The sequence below is a fragment of the Pseudomonas sp. IT-P260 genome (assembly GCF_949768395.1).
GTDB classification, from domain to species: domain Bacteria; phylum Pseudomonadota; class Gammaproteobacteria; order Pseudomonadales; family Pseudomonadaceae; genus Aquipseudomonas; species Aquipseudomonas parakoreensis.
This window is the reverse complement of the sequence record NZ_CATKPO010000011.1, coordinates 161,889-181,208: the sequence shown is the minus strand read 5'-3', so window position 1 is coordinate 181,208 and position 19,320 is coordinate 161,889. Positions and strand designations below refer to the sequence as shown.

16 protein-coding genes are annotated in these 19,320 nt (G+C 61.9%); 8 read left to right on the top strand and 8 right to left on the bottom strand.

Going from position 1 to position 19,320, the window contains the following annotated elements; genetic code table 11:
* Positions 1 to 30: 30 nt before the first annotated feature.
* From ACM6HV_RS07705 to ACM6HV_RS07685, 5 genes are read right to left on the bottom strand one after another with little or no spacing between them, the layout of a single operon-like run.
* Positions 31 to 858, bottom strand: coding sequence for a class I SAM-dependent methyltransferase (locus tag ACM6HV_RS07705; RefSeq protein ID WP_047297362.1), 828 nt, complete (start codon positions 856 to 858; stop codon positions 31 to 33).
* Positions 852 to 2,006 (bottom strand): acyltransferase family protein, encoded by a 1,155-nt coding sequence (locus tag ACM6HV_RS07700; RefSeq protein ID WP_414903890.1) that lies wholly within the window; start codon positions 2,004 to 2,006, stop codon positions 852 to 854. Before ACM6HV_RS07700 ends, ACM6HV_RS07705 begins: the two co-directional genes overlap by 7 nt.
* Positions 2,003 to 2,893 (bottom strand): class I SAM-dependent methyltransferase, encoded by an 891-nt coding sequence (locus ACM6HV_RS07695; protein ID WP_414903889.1) that lies wholly within the window; start codon positions 2,891 to 2,893, stop codon positions 2,003 to 2,005. Before ACM6HV_RS07695 ends, ACM6HV_RS07700 begins: the two co-directional genes overlap by 4 nt.
* Positions 2,890 to 4,194 carry a glycosyltransferase gene (locus ACM6HV_RS07690; protein ID WP_414903888.1) on the bottom strand — a complete coding sequence of 435 codons (1,305 nt, stop codon included), beginning with the start codon at positions 4,192 to 4,194 and terminating at the stop codon, positions 2,890 to 2,892. Before ACM6HV_RS07690 ends, ACM6HV_RS07695 begins: the two co-directional genes overlap by 4 nt.
* The gene (locus ACM6HV_RS07685; RefSeq protein ID WP_414903887.1) at positions 4,188 to 5,798 is read right to left on the bottom strand and encodes a glycosyltransferase; all 1,611 of its coding nucleotides are present in this window, start codon (positions 5,796 to 5,798) and stop codon (positions 4,188 to 4,190) included. The genes ACM6HV_RS07690 and ACM6HV_RS07685 overlap by 7 nt, the downstream gene beginning before the upstream one ends.
* Positions 5,799 to 6,225: 427 nt before the next feature.
* Between ACM6HV_RS07685 and ACM6HV_RS07680 the strand changes: the two genes are divergently transcribed.
* Genes ACM6HV_RS07680 through ACM6HV_RS07645 form a run of 8 tightly spaced genes read left to right on the top strand, consistent with a single transcriptional unit; the run spans position 6,226 to position 15,231 of the window.
* A complete protein-coding gene (locus ACM6HV_RS07680) occupies positions 6,226 to 7,140 on the top strand; it encodes a GDP-mannose 4,6-dehydratase (protein WP_414903886.1) in 915 nt (304 codons plus the stop codon).
* Positions 7,137 to 8,105: a GDP-mannose 4,6-dehydratase gene (gene gmd / locus ACM6HV_RS07675; RefSeq protein ID WP_047297367.1), complete on the top strand. Its 969-nt coding sequence runs from the start codon at positions 7,137 to 7,139 to the stop codon at positions 8,103 to 8,105. Before ACM6HV_RS07680 ends, gmd begins: the two co-directional genes overlap by 4 nt.
* 3 nt (positions 8,106 to 8,108) lie before the next feature.
* Positions 8,109 to 9,551 carry a mannose-1-phosphate guanylyltransferase/mannose-6-phosphate isomerase gene (locus tag ACM6HV_RS07670; RefSeq protein ID WP_414903885.1) on the top strand — a complete coding sequence of 481 codons (1,443 nt, stop codon included), beginning with the start codon at positions 8,109 to 8,111 and terminating at the stop codon, positions 9,549 to 9,551.
* Entirely contained in the window at positions 9,551 to 10,348 is a 798-nt protein-coding gene (locus tag ACM6HV_RS07665) for an ABC transporter permease (protein ID WP_041073796.1), read from the top strand. Before ACM6HV_RS07670 ends, ACM6HV_RS07665 begins: the two co-directional genes overlap by 1 nt.
* Positions 10,348 to 11,613, top strand: coding sequence for an ABC transporter ATP-binding protein (locus tag ACM6HV_RS07660; RefSeq protein WP_145593830.1), 1,266 nt, complete (start codon positions 10,348 to 10,350; stop codon positions 11,611 to 11,613). The genes ACM6HV_RS07665 and ACM6HV_RS07660 overlap by 1 nt, the downstream gene beginning before the upstream one ends.
* Entirely contained in the window at positions 11,610 to 12,986 is a 1,377-nt protein-coding gene (locus ACM6HV_RS07655; protein ID WP_414903884.1) for a glycosyltransferase family 4 protein, read from the top strand. The genes ACM6HV_RS07660 and ACM6HV_RS07655 overlap by 4 nt, the downstream gene beginning before the upstream one ends.
* Positions 12,970 to 14,100 carry a glycosyltransferase family 4 protein gene (locus ACM6HV_RS07650; protein WP_414903883.1) on the top strand — a complete coding sequence of 377 codons (1,131 nt, stop codon included), beginning with the start codon at positions 12,970 to 12,972 and terminating at the stop codon, positions 14,098 to 14,100. Before ACM6HV_RS07655 ends, ACM6HV_RS07650 begins: the two co-directional genes overlap by 17 nt.
* On the top strand, positions 14,101 to 15,231 hold the full coding sequence (locus ACM6HV_RS07645; RefSeq protein ID WP_414903882.1) for a glycosyltransferase family 4 protein: 1,131 nt from the start codon (positions 14,101 to 14,103) through the stop codon (positions 15,229 to 15,231).
* A gap of 132 nt (positions 15,232 to 15,363) precedes the next feature.
* Here the strand turns inward: ACM6HV_RS07645 and ACM6HV_RS07640 are convergent, their stop codons facing one another.
* The 3 genes from ACM6HV_RS07640 to ACM6HV_RS07630 all read right to left on the bottom strand — a co-directional run bounded on the left by ACM6HV_RS07640 (position 15,364) and on the right by ACM6HV_RS07630 (position 19,110).
* On the bottom strand, positions 15,364 to 17,394 hold the full coding sequence (locus ACM6HV_RS07640) for a pyridoxamine 5'-phosphate oxidase family protein (protein ID WP_414903881.1): 2,031 nt from the start codon (positions 17,392 to 17,394) through the stop codon (positions 15,364 to 15,366).
* 60 nt (positions 17,395 to 17,454) lie between these two features.
* The gene (locus ACM6HV_RS07635; RefSeq protein WP_095667941.1) at positions 17,455 to 18,081 is read right to left on the bottom strand and encodes a glutathione S-transferase family protein; all 627 of its coding nucleotides are present in this window, start codon (positions 18,079 to 18,081) and stop codon (positions 17,455 to 17,457) included.
* Between the two features lie 102 nt (positions 18,082 to 18,183).
* Positions 18,184 to 19,110, bottom strand: a complete 927-nt coding sequence (locus tag ACM6HV_RS07630) for a LysR family transcriptional regulator (protein ID WP_414903880.1) — start codon at positions 19,108 to 19,110, stop codon at positions 18,184 to 18,186.
* Positions 19,111 to 19,320 lie beyond the last annotated feature (210 nt).

Genomic DNA, 19,320 nt, shown 5'->3' with positions numbered 1-19,320 from the left:
GCAGGGTACACAAATCCCTGGAGGAACGACTCAAGGCTTGCGGGCAATGATCACCTGACTCTTCGCCACGACCGCGTCCAGCGCCTGCTTGATCTGCGCACCACGGGGCGAATCGAGCACCGCTTGCCAGGTGTTGGCCCAATGCTCGAGCAACGGGTGATCCGGGTTGCTGAAATCGACCTTGGCTTCCCAGAACAACAGCATCCACATCGACCAGTAAAAACCGTACTGGCTGTGGCTGATGATCTCCAGCCCGGCGTCGCTGACCAGCGTCTTGAACTGATCTTCACTGATAATGCGAATGTGGTTGGGCTTCTGGAAATACTCCGGCGCCGCAATATCCTTCTGCAAATCTTCCGAGCTTGGGTGCGGCACGCTCAGCAGGTACAGCGCACCGGACTGGCCGACCCGCACCAGCTCGGCGAGAAACTGCGCCGGGTCGTCGACGTGCTCGATGACTTCGGTGGAGACCACACGGGTAGCGGTGCCGTCGGCGATCGGCAACGGATTGCAGTCGGTGACGTGGCACTCGACGCTGCGCGCCGGGGTATCGCTCAGGCGTTGGCGGGTGGCCTCGACCTTGGCGCCGTCGATGTCGGCGATGATGATCTTCGCCCCGCGCATGCCACAAAAATGCACGTTGCCGCCGTCACCACAGCCGACATCGAGCAAGGTGTCATCGGCGGTCACCGGGAAGCCCTTGAACAACTCGCCGGTCTCCTGGTTGAACCAGCCGCTGAGCTTGGCATCGTAGAGGCCGAGCATGTACGGATCGACCTTGTCCGCCACCGGGGCGACGGGTTGCGCGGGGGCCGGTGCAGGCGTCGCCGCCGTGAGTTTTTTCAATAGGCTCAGCATGAGGTGGCTCCGGGGGTTGAAACGGCAGTTCGGGACGTGTCGAGGCGCCGCACCAGGGCGGCACCGCGATTGCGCATCGGCATTTCGATGAAGCGGTAGTTCAGCTCGCTGAGCAGCACGATCAGGCCGAAGGCGATCAGCAAGGTGAGAATCGGGTGCCCGGCCGGACTCGGCAAACCGGCAGCCTGCAGCCGGAAAATCAGCTCCCGCACCAGCAGATAGGCCGGGATATGAATCAGGTAAATGCCGTAGGAACGACTGCCGATCCACGCCATCAGCCGCTGCAAATGGCCCGCCGGCAGCAGGTAATCGCGGTTGTAAGAAGCAATCCACACCAGCAGCGCACCGAGCACGGCAATCGAGCCGATGCGGTAAGGCGCGAAGGTGAAACGGTCGGTGGCCATGAAACTCATCAGCAGTGCCACGCCGATCAGCACTGATACCCCGGCCCACGGCCGCCGCAGAAACGACGGCTGCCAGCGCTGCCAGGAAGGTTGCGCGCTCCACAGCGCCAGCAGCACGCCGAGCGCCAGGGCATCAGTGCGCACCACCATCAGCAACGGCGTGCGCAGGGTGAACAGTTGCACCGCGACCAGCGCCAGCAAGGCCCAGACCAAATGCTTGCGGCACAGCACAATCAGCAGCGGGAACAGCAGGTAAAACTGCTCCTCCAGCGCCAGGCTCCAGTAGACAAAACTGCTGCCGTATTCGTAATGAAAAAAGCTGTCGGCAAATCGGAAATTGGCGTACTGCAACACCCCCGCCAGCGTCGCCTGTACGTTGGCGTGCAAGCTGCCAAAGGCCCCGGAGCGGTTGAGAAACACGCACGCCAGCAGGATCAGCGCCAGCCACACCCAGGCCGACGGCAACAGGCGAAACACCCGGCGCAGCCAGAAATTGCGCGTCTGCTGCCAGCACTCCTGACGCGTCGTGCAGCCTTGCAGCGCGGGGATCAGGCTGCGCGCGATGACGAAGCCGGAGATCGCAAAAAACAGATCAACGCCCCACCACGGTTGCGCCCAGGCGTGGATGTTTTCCAGCAGCGGCACGGTGTCGGTGAACAGGCTGCCCTGCAAGTGATGAAACAGCACGCCGAGCACGGCGATGGCGCGCAGCACCTCGATGTCCATGATCCGCCTGGCGCTCATGGCTGGCCCTCGGTGCAGGTTTCGCCAGCCAGCGGTTTGCGGGCAATGATCACCTGGCTCTTGGGCATGAAGCGGTCGAGCATCTGCTTGATCGCCAAACCGTCGGGCTGCGCCAGCAGGTCTTGCCAGGTCCGTGCCCAGCTTTCCATCAGCGGCGGATACGGCGCCTGAATCCGGTCGCGTACCGCGCCACCGAGGTCCCGGCCGGCAGCGCGTTCGCTGGCCCAGAAGAAGATCATGCCCATCACCCAGAAGAAGCCGCTGGCCTGCCGATGCTCGATCACCAGCCCGGCGTTCTCCACCAGTTCGGCAAAGCGCTGCTCGGTGAAAATCTGCACATGGTTGGGCGTCTGGTAATAACTGGCCGGGGCGATGCCTTGTTGCAGGTGCTCGCCCACCGGCGCCGGCACGCTCAGCAGATACTGCGCACCGGGGCGGCCCATGCGCACCAGTTCGGCCATGAACGGTTCCGGCTGATCGATATGCTCCAGCACTTCCATGCACACCACTTTGCTCGCGCAACCGGCGGCCAGCGGCAATGGCAGGCTGTTGCTGACCAGCCCCAGATTCGGTTTGGTGCTCTGCGCCTCGACCTGCCGGGCCAGATCGCGGACCTTGTCATGTTCGCTGTCGGTGAAGATTACCGAGGCGCCCTGCCGCACAGCGAACAGCGTCGCCACGCCCTCGCCGCAACCGACGTCGAGCAAGGTGTCGTCAGCCGTGATCGCGAAGCCCTTGAGCAACTCGCCGCTGCCCGGCAAAAACCAGCCGTCGAGAATCGCGTCATGCAACCCCACATCCCGTGGCGAGACCTGCGCGCTTGGCTCAGGTGCAGGTGCAGCAGGCGACGGAGCCGGGAGCAAGCGTGCGAGCAGACGCCGGATCATGCGCCCGAGGCTTCCACGGACAACGGCTTGAGGGCCTGCGCGCGCTGCGTAAAAAACCTCCGCAGGCGTTCTTCTGCACTCGCCTGACTGCAGAACTTCTGCAGGTTGTGAACGGCATGCCCGGACATTCGCGCATAGCGTTCAACGTCGTTTTTCGCCACCTCATAACTGTCGCGGTACGCAGCGCACAGCGAGTCCCAATCGGTCATGTAGCGCAAGGTACGGTAAGCCGCACGGGGGTCGTGGGGCCACGCCGTAAGCTCGTCGGTGGAATCAACGATGAACGCGTTGTCGCTGTCGACGTAATCGGCCATCGCCGTGTTCAGCGGCGCAATCGCCGGTTTGCCGCAGGACATGAACTCCATCAGCGGCAGGCACTGCCCTTCGCCATAGGAGCTGTTGACCACATAGCTGGTGGCCTGCACCAGCGCTTCGTAATCGGCGTCCGCCAGATAACCGTGGATCAGCACGATCCGGCACTGGCAGGACTGGTTCTTGTACAGGTGATGCAGCATGTCATTCAGGGCATTGGCGATGTCATGGTGCGTGAGCTTCAGCACCAGGGTGGCATCGGCGACGTCACGGAACGTGGTGCAGAAGGCACTGATCATGTCCTGCCAGTTCTTGCGCCCGTCGTACGGGTTGAACACCGAGGTGTAGACCACGCCGTCCAGTTGCAACTGGCAGTCCTGCGGTGGCCCGGCAAACGACATTGGCGTGCCTTCGCACAACCCCGGCGGACCGTACGCGCGCAGATCCACCGTGCGGCTGTCGAGCAACAGACCACGCAACTTCAACTGCACCGCTTCGACCACAGGCTGCTTGCGCAACTGCGCACCGCGTGCGGCAAAACGGTCCCAGACTGGCGCGGGTATCGCGCAGATCGGATAGTCCGCGCCCATCACGTCGCAGACTGCGTTCACCGTGAAACTCGAATGGGTAATCGCCATGCCGCAGGCGTTCAACACCACGCGCCAGTCGTGACGTGGCTCGCCGTGCCAGCTCTCGGTAGGGATAGTGCTGAATTCCCAGGCAAATACCGGGACGGTCGGGCAGGCGTAATGAATCGGCGTGCGATGCGGCGGCGAGAACGACAGGAACACGCACGCTTCGCCACGGCTCAGACAATCGAAGTACAGGCGATCAACCAGTTCGTCCGGGTTGCTCACTTCAATGACTTGCCCGAGGCGCTCCAGCACCGGGCGGAATTCCTTGAGCACGAAGTAATAGCTGTACTCGGGCCGGCCGAGGTTCTGCTGGATGTTGCTCTTGTTGGTTTCCGAATGAATGATGATCAGCATGATGCAGTCCCCGCCTCGGCGATCAACTGTGGGCCTGCACTCGGCGTCAGTTGAAAAAACTGCGCCAGACGCTGCTGCACCGGAGCAAAACTGCAGTACTCGCGCATGCGCTCATTCGCCGCCAGGGCCATGGCCTGATAAACCACCGGATCGTTTTTGGCCATGGCGTAACTGTTTTCGTAGGCGGTTTTCAACGAGCCCCAATCCGGACGATGGCGCAGTGTGCGGTAGAGGATCCGCACGTCATCCGGCCAGATCGTAGGCTCACGGCTGGACTTGACGATGAAGCCGACGCGCTCGTCGATGTAGTCGTGCATTGCCGTGTGATCCGGCGCGATCACCGGACGAGCGCAGGCCATGAATTCCATCAGCGGCAGGCACAACCCTTCGCAGCGGGACGCGTTGACGTAAAAACTGGCAGCACCGTACAGCCTGGCGAACTCTTCGTCCTCCAGATAGCCGTGCATCACCACCACCCGGCAGGCGAAGGGCGACAGCTGCGACAACAAGGTGATCAGGTGCACGTAGTAAGTCGCCAGATCGTTCTGCGTCATCTTCAACACCAGCGTGGCATCTTCGATATCGCGCATGGCCCAGCAGAACGCCGTGATCAGGTGATGCCAGTTCTTGCGTCCATCTTCAGGGTTGAACACGCTCACATAGACCACACCGCTGACCTCGGTCTGTACCGTGGCACTGGTGTCCGGCAGGCTGGCCTGCGGATGCTCGACCACCGGCGGTGTTTCGACGATGACGGCCGGCAGCAACGGCTCGGGGGCCGGGCTACGCAACCGGAAGAGCTGGCGGCGCAGGGCGAGCGGCAGCAAGTCGCGAACGGCTTCGCGATACCACAGCAACAGATTGTGTTTGAGCAAAAACAGCGGCCCGTGGTCCGTCGGGGTCGCGGCGGCGCGATAACTTTCGCGCAGGTAGTGTTTGGTGATGAACGCACGTCGGCGCAAGGTCAGTGGCGGTAATGGCGCAGCTTCGGGCGTAACCACCGCGTCGGGCTGCGGCTCCTGCACATCGACGGCGGGTGCGATCAGCCCATCGGCGGACAACCCGAGCGTGCGGCTATCGATAATGCAGCCCTTGATCTGCAACACCGTGCCTGGGTTGACCGGCGCAGCAGGGTACCGCTGGCGCACCCCGGCAAAGCCTTCCCACAGTGGTGTCGGCAATACCAGAACCGGGAAATCTTCGCCCATGGTCCGGCGAATGGCTTGTGCGGTGTGACTGGACAACGTGATCGCCCGACCATGGCTGGCCAGCAGCCGGCTCCAGTCGTGCCGCGTATCGTCATCGCGAGGGTCATCCGGGATCGAGTCGTACTCCCACGCGATCACGCAAACCACGGGGCATTGCAGGTCGGTCGGGGTTTTATGCGGCGGAGCGAACGAAAGGAAGAGACAATCCTGACCGGCCAGTTGCAACTGCCGATACAACGGGTCGACTTCAGCCGCCGACGACACCACGTGCACCTGTCCAAGGCTTTCCAGCACAGGACGGTAGGCCTTGAGCACGAAGTAATAGCTGTATTCCGGACGCCCCAGACTCTGGCTGATGGAGCGGTCATTGACGTCCGAGTAAAGAATGAAATTCATGGCATCCCACGGTGAAACCACCATCCCGGCAGTTTCACGCTATGACGGCCAAGCGCTGAATCGAGTCGGGATCACCGCTGCTCGTCCTTCGTCATGGAGCTCGTCTTCGTTCTTGTTTTAGTGGCTGGTTTCACCCTGTTGCGCAACATCCCCGGCGAATCCGGGGAGATGGCGACGAGGGCCATTCTAAACACATCCGTCGCGAATCCGGGAACCGCCCGACGAGAATAAATCCGGCTACGCTGACGAGAACTGACCGGTCACGGTTTGCGCTGTTGAAATTGCTGCGCATTTGGCACAGATTGGTAACAAACAACTACAACAACGACTTCGCCTGCCGTCATGTCGGTCTTTTCATCCGGCCTGACAGACTTCTCCTCAAAGCCTGTGGGAAAGTGGCGAAAGTTAAAGACCAAGGGGTCGCTGTTTGAAAAAGCGTCTGTTCATCACGGGCCTCAGTGGATTCGTGGGACAACATCTCCAGTCGTGTCTGGATCAGCCTGACTCGACATGGGAACTGCTGCCTGCCGCTGCACCCTACGATCTCACGGCACCTGCCAGCCTCGCCGAACTGTGGCCACAATTGCCCGACGCGGTGATTCATCTGGCCGGCCAGACCTTCGTTCCCGAAGCCTTTCGCGACCCGGCCCGCACGCTAGAAATCAATCTGCTCGGTACCCTCAATCTGTTACAGGCCCTCAAGGCCCGCGGCTTTCGCGGGACGTTCCTGTATGTCAGTTCCGGCGACGTCTATGGACAAGTCGACGAGAGCGCCCTGCCCATTACCGAACTGCAACCGCCCTGCCCGCGCAATCCGTACGCGGTGAGCAAACTGTCGGCAGAGTTTCTCAGCCTGCAGTGGGGCCTGAGCGAAGGCTGGCCGGTGCTGGTGGCGCGGCCGTTCAATCACATCGGCAGCGGGCAGAAAGACAACTTTGTCATCGCCAGTGCTGCACGCCAGATCAACCGCATCAAACAAGGCCTGCAAGCCGCGCAACTGGAGGTCGGCGACATCGACGTCACGCGCGATTTCCTCGATGTCGGCGATGTGATCGCGGCGTATTTCGCCTTGCTGGAAAAAGGCACGCCGGGGCAGGTCTACAACATCTGCTCGGGCCGCGAGCAAAGCATCCGCAGTTTGATCGAGCAAATGGCCGACCTTGCCGAGGTCGACCTGCAACTGGTCCAGGATCCGGCGCGCATGCGCCGCGCGGATCAGCGTCGCGTTTGCGGCAGTCATGCAAGGCTTGCCCAAGTCACGGGATGGGCGCCGAAAATTACAACACAACAATCTCTGCGGGCGATCCTGTCCGACTGGGAGCAGCGAGTACGACAAGAATGAAAAGTGCACTGATCACAGGGATCACCGGCCAGGACGGCGCTTATCTGGCCAGACTGCTGCTCGACAAGGGCTACAAGGTTCACGGTCTGGTCGCACGGCGCAGCAGCGATTCACGCTGGCGCCTGCGCGAGATGGGCGTCGAAGGCGACATCGTCTACCTTGACGGTGACATGGCCGATGCCTGCTCGGTGCAGCGCGCGGTGATCAAGTCGGCGCCGGACGAGGTCTACAACCTGGCCGCGCAAAGCTTTGTCGCCGCGTCCTGGAATCAACCGGTGACCACCGGCATCGTCGATGGCCTGGGCGTGACCCACCTGCTCGAGGCGATCCGCCAGTTCAGCCCGCACACCCGTTTCTATCAGGCCTCGACCAGCGAAATGTTCGGCCTGATCCAGGCTGAGCAACAGGACGAGAACACGCCGTTCTACCCGCGCAGCCCCTATGGTGTCGCCAAACTCTACGGCCACTGGATCACCGTCAACTACCGCGAAAGTTTCGACCTGCACGCCAGCAGCGGCATTCTGTTCAACCACGAATCGCCACTGCGCGGCATCGAATTCGTGACGCGCAAGGTCACCGACGCCGCTGCCCGCATCAAACAGGGCAAGCAGCAGGAACTGGCCCTGGGCAACATCGACGCCAAACGCGACTGGGGCTTTGCCGGTGACTACGTCGAAGCCATGTGGCTGATGCTGCAGCAGGACAAACCTGACGATTTCGTGGTCGCCACCGGCATCACCACCACCGTGCGCGAGATGTGCCGCATCGCTTTCGATCACGTCGGTTTGAACTACCGCGATTACGTGAAGATCGACCCGGCGTTCTTCCGCCCCGCCGAAGTCGAAGTGCTGCTCGGCAACCCGGCCAAGGCGCAGCGCGTGCTGGGCTGGAAACCGAAAACCGACCTCGACACCCTGATCCGCATGATGATGGATGCGGACATGAAACGCGTCGCCAAGGAGTAGGCCATGCTGATCCCCGTGATTCTGTCCGGCGGCGCCGGCACTCGTCTGTGGCCGGTGTCCCGCGAGGGCCATCCCAAGCCGTTCATGACCCTGCCCGACGGCCAGTCGCTGCTGGGCAAGACCTATCAGCGTGCCGCCGCATTGCTGGACGGCTGGGGCGACATCGTTACGGTGACCAACCGCGAATACTACTTCCAGAGCAAGGATCACTATTGCGCCGCCCATGTGTCGCGCCATCGCGGACACTTCCTGCTGGAGCCGACCGGGCGCAACACCGCCCCGGCGATTGCTGCGGCGGCCTTGTCACTGCAAGCGTTGCACGGTGACGACGCGATCATGGTGGTGATGCCAGCCGACCATCTGATCGTTAATCAGGAAGCGCTCAAGAGCGCCGTCGAACACGCGGTCAACCTGGCGAAGGACGGTTATCTGGTGACCTTCGGCGTGCTGCCGACCACCCCGGAAACCGGCTTCGGCTACATCGAAACCGGCGCGCCACTGGATGCCAAAGGCGCGGCAAAGGTGCAGCGTTTCGTGGAAAAGCCTGACCTGCAAACCGCCACGCATTACCTGGAAAGCGGCAACTTCCTGTGGAACTCGGGCATGTTCTGCTTCACCACCGCGACCCTGATCAACGAGCTGCAATTGCACGCACCGGAGTTGCTGGAGCAGACCCGCGCCTGCATGGAGGCCAGCGCCCCGGTGGAAACCGTCGGCTGTCTGCAACAGGAACTGTCAGCAGCGCTGTTCGCTGAAATCACTGACATCTCCATCGATTACGCGTTGATGGAACGCTCGGAAAAAGTCGTGGTGGTGCCCGCCGGTTTCGACTGGAGCGACATTGGTTCATGGGGCGCCGTGGCAGCACTGGTACCGGCCGATGCCGACAACAATCGCGCCAGCGGCGAAGCGGTGTTCATCGACAGTCACAACAACTTCGTGCAGAGCGAAGGCCGGCTGGTGGCTGCCGTGGGTGTGGATAACCTGATCATCGTCGACACCGCCGATGCCGTGCTGGTGGCCCACGCCGATCGCGCCCAGGATGTGCGGCGCGTCGCCAAGCAGCTCAAGGACAAGTCCCACGAAGCCTACCGCCTGCATCGCACGGTCAGCCGTCCGTGGGGCACCTATACCGTGCTCGAGGAAGGCCCGCGCTTCAAGATCAAGCGCATCGTGGTCAAGCCCGGCGGCAAGCTGTCGCTGCAGATGCACCATCACCGCAACGAACACTGGGTGGTGGTCGAGGGCATGGCCAAGGTCACCAACAACGGCAGCGGCACGCATCTGGTGGCCAAGAACGAATCGACGTTCATTGCCGCCGGGCACCGCCATCGCCTGGAAAACCCCGGCGTGATCGACCTGGTGATCATCGAGGTGCAAAGCGGCGAATACCTGGGTGAAGACGATATCGTGCGCTTCGAAGACCAATACGGCAGGACGGTTTGATGCTGCTTTCCCTGTATCGCTCGCTGCGCAGCTACCGCGGATTCATCCTCGGCAGCGTCAAGCGGGAGTTTCAGGCGCGTTATCGCAATTCGCTGTTCGGCGCGCTGTGGACCGTGCTCAACCCGTTGTCGATGATCGTCGTGTACACGGTGATCTTTTCCCAGATCATGCGCGCGCGCCTGCCGGGTGTGGATGACGGCCTGGCCTACAGCGTGTACCTGTGCGCCGGCCTGCTGACCTGGGGACTGTTCGCGGAAATCACCTCCCGCAGCCAGAGCATGTTTCTGGAAAACGCCAACCTGCTGAAGAAAATCAGCTTCCCGCGCATCTGCCTGCCGGTGATTGCGCTGCTCAACGCCGGGATCAACTTCGCGATCATTCTCGCGCTGTTCTTCGGTTTTCTGCTGATCAGCGGGCGCCTGCCCGGCATGGCCTTGCTGGCGCTGATTCCACTGTTGCTGGTGCAGGTGATCTTCGCCGCCGGGCTGGGGATGATCCTCGGCATCCTCAACGTATTCTTCCGCGATGTCGGACAGATGTTCGGCATCTGCCTGCAATTCTGGTTCTGGCTGACCCCCATCGTTTACCCACTGTCGATCCTGCCGCCGGGCATCCAGCACCTGATCAGCCTCAACCCGATGACGGCGTTGATGACCAGTTACCAGAACGTGTTCCTCTACAACCAGTGGCCAAACTGGTCATCGCTGCTGCCGTTGCTGATCCTCGGCCTGCTGTTCTGCGCCATGGCCCTGCGCCTGTTCCGGCAACGTGTCGGCGAAATGGTGGATGAACTCTGATGGGACATATACGCGTCAGCGGCCTGGGCAAGGCCTACAAGCAATACCCCAATCGCTGGAGCCGGTTGTTCGAGTGGCTGGTGCCGTTTTCCGGCACCCGGCACCACTTGCACTGGGTTCTGCAGGACATCGATTTCGAGATTCAGCCCGGCGAAGCGGTCGGCATTGTCGGGGTCAACGGCGCGGGCAAAAGTACGCTGCTGAAGATGATCACCGGCACCACGCAACCCAGCTGCGGGCAGATTCAACTGCAAGGTCGTGTGGCCGCGCTGCTGGAGCTGGGCATGGGATTCCACCCGGATTTCACCGGGCGTCAGAACGCGTTCATGGCCGGCCAGTTGCTGGGCATGCAGGTCGAAGAGATCGAAGCCTTGATGCCGCAGATCGAAAGCTTTGCCGAAATCGGCGAAGCCATCGATCACCCGGTGCGCACCTACTCCAGTGGCATGCAGATGCGCCTGGCCTTCAGCGTTGCCACCGCCAGGCGTCCGGACATCCTGATAGTCGATGAAGCGCTGTCGGTGGGCGACGCCTACTTCCAGCACAAAAGCTTCGAGCGCATCCGCAACTTCCGCAAGGCCGGTACCACGTTGCTGATCGTGTCCCACGACCGCTCGGCGATTCAGTCGATCTGCGACACCGCGATCCTGCTGGAGAACGGCCGCCTGGCCATGCGCGGCAAACCCGAAGAGGTCATGGACTACTACAACGCCATGCTTGCCCAGCGCGAAGGCCAGATCGTGCGCCAGGAAATGCTCGCCAACGGCCAGGTGCAGACCATTTCCGGGACCGGTGAAGCGGGGATTGTCAGCGTGCGCCTGCTCGACGCTCAAGGGCGCAGCCTGGAAGTGGCGGAAGTCGGCCAGCCAGTGGTGCTGGAAGTGCAGACCGAGGTGCGCGAGGACATCGAGCGTCTGGTGTTGGGCTTTCTGATCAAGGATCGCCTCGGCCAGGCGATCTACGGCATCAATACCCATCGTCAGGACCAGGCAATCAGCGACCTGAGCGCCGGTGAACAGGTGACGTTCCGCTTCGCCTTCGATATGCGCCTGGGCAAGGGCAGCTATTCGGTGGCGCTGAGCCTGTCGCGTCTGGACTCGCATCTGGATCGCAATTTCGAATGGCGCGATTACGGTCTGGTCTTCCACGTCATCAACAACCGCCAGGAAGACTTTGTCGGTTGCTCATGGCTGCAGGCCCGGACCGAGATCAGCCGCTCCAGCGAACACCCGACGCCGCAGCCAGACAGGGAGATCTCGCGATGACACGACTGTTGATGGAGTGCACCTACGTTTTCGAACACCCGTCCGCCAATTCGGGCATTCAACGCGTGGTGCGCAACGTCATTCAACAGTTGCCAGAAGCCAACGCCGAGCGCGAATGCATCCCGGTGGTGATGCTCGACGGTGCCCTGTATGAAGTGAAAAGCCTGGCGCCGATCAAAACCCCGAGAATCAATCTGACCAGCCTGCGGGTGAAGCTGGAACAGTGGGCCAACAGCTTCTGGTTGCGCCATCGCGCTCTGGAAAGACGCCGGCCTTTCAGCCAGTCGCATTTCGCCCGGCGAGTGTTGTATGTGTTCTGCCGGCTCACCGCGTTCGCCTGTTTCAGCCTGCCGATGCGCGTGCTCGGGCGCCTGCTCAAAGGCAAACCGATCCCCGAGCGTTGCGTGCCGCTGCAACATCGGGCCGGCGATCAACTGGTGTTGCTCGATTCCTCCTGGCACGCCAACTTTTTCCCCTTGGCCGAACAACTCAAACGCGATGGCGTGGGTATCGTTTCGGTGATTTACGACCTGATCCCGCTGACCCATCCGCAGTTTTGCGACGCGGGTCTGGTCAAGGTATTCAATGACTGGTTCAACTGGATTGCACGCACGGCCGATGGCTATGTCGCGATCTCGACCACCATTCGTGATCAGGTGCGCCAGGAGATGGTGCGCCGGATCGGCACGCAACAAGTGCAGCAGCGCTGGTTCGATTACTTCCACCTGGGTTCCGAACTGGACCTGACCGACGCCGCAGCGGAGGTCGATCGCAACCTGCTGAACCTGTTCAAGACCCCGGAGCCGGTGTTCCTGATGGTCAGCACCATTGAGCCGCGCAAGAACCACGCCTACCTGCTCGATGCGTTCGAACGTGCCTGGGCGGCTGGCTCCACGGCGCGGTTGTGCATCGCCGGGAAAATCGGCTGGAAGTGCGAGGCGCTGATCGAGCGGATCCGCCAGCATCCACAACTGAACCGTCGCCTGTTCATGTTCAACTCGCTCTCGGACAAAAGCCTTGAGCACGCCTACTCCCACGCCACCGCGCTGGTATTCCCGTCGCATGTTGAAGGGTTCGGCCTGCCTCTGGTGGAAGCCATGCAACGCGGGTTGCCGGCGATGGCCAGCGACATCCCGGTGTTCCGCGAAATCGGCGGCGATTACATGGCGTATTTCGATCTGCACAATCCGCAGAGTCTTACCGACCTGGTGCTCGGGATGGAGCGCTCGGGTGAGTTTCCGGCACCTCTGAGCCTCGACCAATGGCGTTGGCTGAGCTGGCGCGAAGCAAGCGCACAACTGGTGCAGCGTATCGAGCGCAACCTGAACCATCCACTGCCCGCATCCGAAGGCCAGCATGCGCATTGCTCTTAACGCGCGGATTCTTCAGGCGCCACGCACTGGCATCGGCCACTACGTCGCCGAACTGGTCCGCGCCTTGCGCGACACAACCGATGTCGAAGTGGCGTTGTTCCACGGCTGGGGCTGGAGCTCGGCCCTGCCGGAAGCGGCCATGCCCGGCTATTCGCGCCTGACGCCACTGCTGCGGCAGATCCCCGGAGCCTATCAGGCGCGGCGCTGGCTGGAGCAGAAACGTTTCGATCAGGGCCGCACGCAAGGCATCGACCTGTATCACGAGCCAAGCCTGTGGCCGCTGGCCTTCGATGGCCCGACCGTGATCACCCTGCACGACCTGACCCATCTGCACTTCCCTGAGACCCAGCCCCCCGCGCGCCTCAAGGAAATCGAACGAAGACTGACCGCTGGCGTGCAACAGGCGCAACGGATCATCACCGACTCGCAGGCAATTGCCGACGAGGCGCAGGCTTATTTTGGTCTGCCGGCCGAGCGTTTTGTGGTGGCGCCACTGGGTGTGGCCGAGCGCTTCCACCCACGGCAACCCGACGCCATCGAAGCGGTGCTCAAGGCGCATGCCGTTGCCCCGCGCGAGTATTTCCTGTGTGTCGGTACTCTGGAGCCGCGCAAGAATCTGAGCCTGGCATTGCGCGCCCATGCCCTGCTGCCGGAGGCCGTGCGCCAGCGTTTTCCCCTGCTGATCGTCGGCATGGCCGGTTGGCAGCAGACGCAGTTCAGCGATGAGCTGCGCCAGGCCCTCGCGTCGGGTCACGTATGCCTGCTCGGCTATCTGCCGGATGAACAGGTCGCACAACTGCTGGCCGGCGCCCGCGCGCTGGTGTTTCCGTCGCGGTATGAAGGATTCGGTTTGCCGGTACTTGAGGCCATGGCCAGCGGCACCCCGGTGATTCTCACCCGTTCTTCAGCCATGCCGGAAGTCGCCGGCGCGGCGGGCAACTACATTGAACCTGATGATGCACAGGGCTTGCGTGATGCGCTGATCCGCCTGATCGACGATCAAGTGCATTGGCAGGCCTGCCGAGAAGCCGGATTGCACCGGACGCGGCTATTTTCCTGGGAACGTTGCGCACAGGCCACCGCCGGTGCCTACCGCCAGGCCATGGGAGGCTGAATGCGAGTTCTTCATTTTTTCAAGACGTATCTGCCAGATTCGGTCGGCGGCATCGAACAAGTGATCTTCCAGCTCTGCGAAAGCGGCGCGCATCACGGCATCGACGGTCAGGTGCTGACCCTCAGCGCCGACCCGACCCCTCCCGTGATGCAACTCGGCTCACACGAAGTGCATCGCGCCAGACTCGACATCCAGTTCGCCTCCACCGGGTTTTCCTGGAGCGTGTTCAAACAGTTTCGCGAACTGGCGGCCGAAGCCGATGTGGTCAACTACCACTTCCCTTGGCCCTTCATGGACCTGGTGCACTTTGCCAGCGGCCTGAACAAACCGAGCGTGGTGACCTATCACTCGGACATCATTCGTCAGAAGCATCTGCTCAAACTCTACCGACCGCTGATGAACCGCTTCCTCGCCAGCGCCGACCGGATTGTTGCGGCCTCGCCGAACTACCTGCACACCAGCGACGTGTTGCAGCAGTTCCAGGACAAGACCCGGGTGATTCCGTACGGTCTGAACAAGGCCGGTTATCCACAGGCCGACAGCGACCGCCTGAATCGCTGGCGCCAGCAGCTTGGGGACAAGTTTTTCCTGTTCGTCGGGGTCATGCGTTATTACAAGGGTCTGCACATCCTGCTCGATGCCTTGAAGGACGTGGATTATCCAGTGGTGATCGTCGGTGCCGGGCCGCTGGAACTGGAACTGCATGCCCAGGCCGCCGCGCTGGGCCTGCGTAATATCCACTTCCTCGGGCGTCTGGGCGATGAAGACAAGGTCGCCCTGCTGCAACTGAGCTACGCCATCGTGTTCCCCTCGCATCTGCGCTCCGAAGCGTTTGGCATTTCGCTGCTCGAAGGCGCGATGTACGGCAAGCCGATGATCTCCAGCGAGATCGGCACCGGCACCAGCTACATCAATATCCACAACGAAACCGGGTTGGTGGTGCCACCGAGTCATCCACAGGCGTTTCGCGAGGCGATGCGTACCCTCTGGGAAAACCCCGAACGCGCGGCGGCCATGGGCATCAAGGCCGAGGCGCGTTACCGGCAGTTGTTCACCGCCGACGAGATGGGCCGCAAGTGGACCGCGTTGTATCAGGAGCTGCTGGAAGAGAAAGACCTGTCTTACGCCTGACCTCGACTGCCCCCCTGTGGGAGCGGGCCTGCTCGCGAAGGCGTCCTCTCAGTCACATCAACGGCGACTGGCAGATTGCTTTCGCGAGCAGGCTCGCTCCCACACGTTTTCGGGGGTGAAGGGAAGATCGGGTTACAGATCCAGCACCAGCAACTGCTCGCTCTGCGCTGGCACCGCGCAGCAAATCAGCACCTGCCCCGCTTCCGGCATGTCCGCCGGGGGCTGTGGATAATTCACCGCGCCACTGACCAGGCGCGTCTTGCAGGTGCCGCACGAACCTCCCCGGCAACTGAACTCGGGGCGCAAGCCACGGCTTTCTGCGAGCTCCAGCAGACTGCCGCCGTCCGGCTGCCAGCGCGCTTCCTTGGCAGAACGTTCGAACATCACCGGCACTGACGTGATCGCGGCCGGTGGCTGCTCGATGACCACCGCATCCGGGTCCGGCAGGCGCTTGAGCGTTGACGGGCCGAAGGTTTCGGCGTGAATCCGTGCGTCGCGAATGTCCAGCTCGCGCAGACCGTCGTAGACACCTTGGGTGAAAGCGCCGGGGCCACAGACAGCAAAATCGATCTGGTCGTAATCCTCGACCTCCAGCAGTTCGCGCAGCAGTGCCCCGTCGATACGCCCACGGCGGTCGAAATCCACGCCTTCATGCACATCGGCCTCCGGCTGGCTGAGCAGGCGAATCACCCGTACCGCATCGCCTGCATTTTCCAGCAAGCGATCAAGTTCCTGGCGAAACGGCTGATCGGCCAGGCTGCGCGAACTCTGCAGCAACCACGTCGGCCGAATCCGCCGAGTGCGCAGGCCTTGATACACCACCTCGCGCAGCATCGACAGCAACGGCGTAATGCCAACTCCCGCCGCCAGCAGCACCAGCGGCCGTTGTTCCAGCGGCGCCACCGTGAAGTGCCCCTGTGGCGCCCGTGCCTCAAGAACATCGCCGACCCGGATCTGCTGATGCAAATGTCCTGAAACCAGACCCTCGCGTTTTACACTGATGCGCAGAAAATCATCCGATGGCGCACTCGACAGGCTGTAGGTGCGGATATGCGTTTCCCCGTTCAGAGTGAAGCGCAGCGGCAGATGCTGGCCGGCCTGAAACACTGGCATCCCTGCGCCATCGTCCGGTTGCAGATAGATCGAGCGGATGTGCTGGCTCTCCCTTTCGATGCGGGTTACCCGCAGCGGCCGCCAGCGGTCACCGAGAGCCTTGGCCTGCAGACGTGCATCAGCCTGGGCCCAGGTGCCGGTCAACAGGCTGGTGGGCGACATGCCGTCGAAGCGCCAGCGCAGGGCCAGTGCCGCCGGACGCCGCACGAGTTTCTCGACCTCGAATGTCCACAGACGCTCGGCGCCCTGGAACGCTTCAATTTGCGGCCCTTCAAGGATGATCTCGGTCCGCCCGCTCAGTTGCAGCACATCGCCTGTGGAAAAGTCGATGAACAGCAGGCCGGCCTTGGGATTGAGCAGCAGATTGCCGAGCGTGTTGAAGTGCAGATTGCCGGCAAAATCCGGGATGGTCAGGCGATGACCTTCGACCCGGACAAATCCGGCCTGCCCGCCGCGATGGGAAACATCCACCGCACGTTGTCCGTCGGTATCGACGTAACTGGCGACGAAGAAGGTGTCGGCGCTTTCGATCATCGCCCGGGCCGCATCATCAAGACCGTCGCCGTGCTGCGCTGGCCGTGTCTGCGGATCGGTCAGCGGCACGCGCTGGAACTGGCGCAGTTGAATGTATTGCGGACAGTTGCCGAAAGCCTGATCCACGCTCACCTCAAAACCCTGCTCGGTGAGATTGGCGACATGACCGTTGAGGCGATTGCGGCGGCGAGTATGCAATTCAATGCCGAGCAACCCGATCGGTTCGCCATTGCGCAATTGCGCTGGATCATCAGCAGCGGGTTGGCTGGCGAAATGCAGATGCTCGGGATCAGGCGAATGGGCAAACCCTGGCGCGCCTTCGAGCACACTGGCCCAAGGACGCCCGTCGGTATCGACCGCGCCGTACAGCATGAACGGTAACTGCTCATAAAAGGCGCGGTGTTGATCCGGCATCCAGTCGCGAATCACTTTTCGGCCAAAGGCCTCCATGCGCTCGGCAACGCCGACATGGGCCTGCAGTTGTTGCTCGCCAGCGTGCCACGGTGAACGTTCCATCACGCCTCTCCCCGCGCCGCCGGCGCATTGTGGATAACTCGATCAGATCGGACTTGAACCTCAGGCAGTCTTTTGCAGACCGGCGACCGTGCGCGGCATGCCGACAAAACCGGGCAAGGCTTCGACACGCGCCAGCCAGGCACGCACGTTGGCGTAGTCGTCCAGCGCCACGTTGCCTTCCGGCGCATGGGCGATGTAACTGTAGGCGGACACGTCGGCGATGGTCGGCTCGCTGCCGGCCAGGTATGGGGTCTTGCCCAGTTCCACTTCCATCACTTTGAGCAGGTTGTGCGCACGGGTAATCGCTTCTTCAGCATTCAACTGTGCGCCAAACACCGTCACCAATCGGGCAGCAGCAGGTCCGAAAGCAATCGGCCCTGCTGCGGCCGACAACCAGCGCTGGACCCTTGCAGCGCCCAGCGGATCGGTCGGCAGCCAGCGACCATTGCCATACTTGAGCGCCAGGTACACCAGAATCGCGTTGGAGTCGGCCAGCACCACGCCGTCATCGTCAATCGCCGGCACTTGGCCGAAGCTGTTGATCGCCAGATACGGCGCCTGCTTGTGCTCACCCTTGGCCAGATCGACCAGGATCAGTTCGGTCGGCAGTTGCAGCAGTGACAGCATCAGCTCCACCCGATGGGCATGGCCGGAACGTGGGAAGTTGTAGAGTTTGATCGCTTGCATGGTCGACTCCGCTGGAGGTGGCGCCGTTCGGTATGGCAGCGCCGATGGAGGCCATCTTCCCCCCATCTTCAAAGCAACAGAATCACCAGCAATCGCAATCGATTATTTCACTGGATGAAATAACGCCGCGTTCTGCAGCGCCGGATGCTCTCGCAAGGCTTTCACCGCATGGTCGACAAAACTGCGCACCCGCGCCGGTGCCTTGCGTCCGCCCTGATACACCACATGAATCGGCAGCGGCGGCAGTTCGAAATCGGCGAGGACAATTTCCAGTTCACCGGAAGCCACTTTGCCGGCGACCTGATAGGACAACACCCGGGTCAGCCCCAACCCCAGACAGGCCGCAGTAATCGCCGCCTGGTTGGCGGTGACCACCAGCCTCGGTTCAGGCCGCACGCTGATCGCTTCTCCCTGATCCACAAACGGCCAGCTGCGCAACTGGCCGATGGCCGAGGTCGCCACTACCGGCGCGCCGGCCAGCGCCTGTGGATGCTCGGGGCGGCCGTACCGGGCCAGATAAGCCGGCGAACCACAGATCACCCGCCGCACTTCGCCGACCCGGATCGCATGCTGATTGCTGTCCGGCAGTTCACCGATGCGTACCGCGACATCGATGCCCTCCTCGACCATGCTCACCACCCGATCAACCAACAGCGCATTGATCGAAACGTCCGGGTATTGCGTCAGATAAGACGCCATCAGCGGTGTGACAAACAGCTCGCCGAACAATACCGGCGCAGTCACCGTCAATTGCCCACGGGGCTGGGCGTGACTGCCGGCCGCCGAATCCTCGGCTTCCTGCACTTCGGCGAGAATTCTCCGACAGTCTTCCAGATAACGCTGACCCGCTTCGCTCAGATGCACACTGCGCGTGGTACGGATCAGCAACTGCGTGCCAATACGCTGCTCCAGCGCTGCAACCGCGCGAGTGACACTGGCGGCGGACAAGCCAAGGCGTCGCGCCGCTGCCGAGAAGCCCTGCTCCTGAGCCACCGTGGCGAAGATCTGCATTTCCTGGAAGCGGTCCATGGATACCCTCGAGTCGGATACAAAAATCGCAGCCGAGGCTGCGATTTTTGCGGGTTGTGACGAAACAATAAAGATTGTCACAACGCCCCGCATAATTCGCGGCCTGTAGGGCAGTCCTAAGATATTGCTCTGATAATAAAGATTGTCACAAATCTTGGTTTCGCCAAAAAACGACATCCATTGCAAACAATAAAGCTTGTCACAAATGTC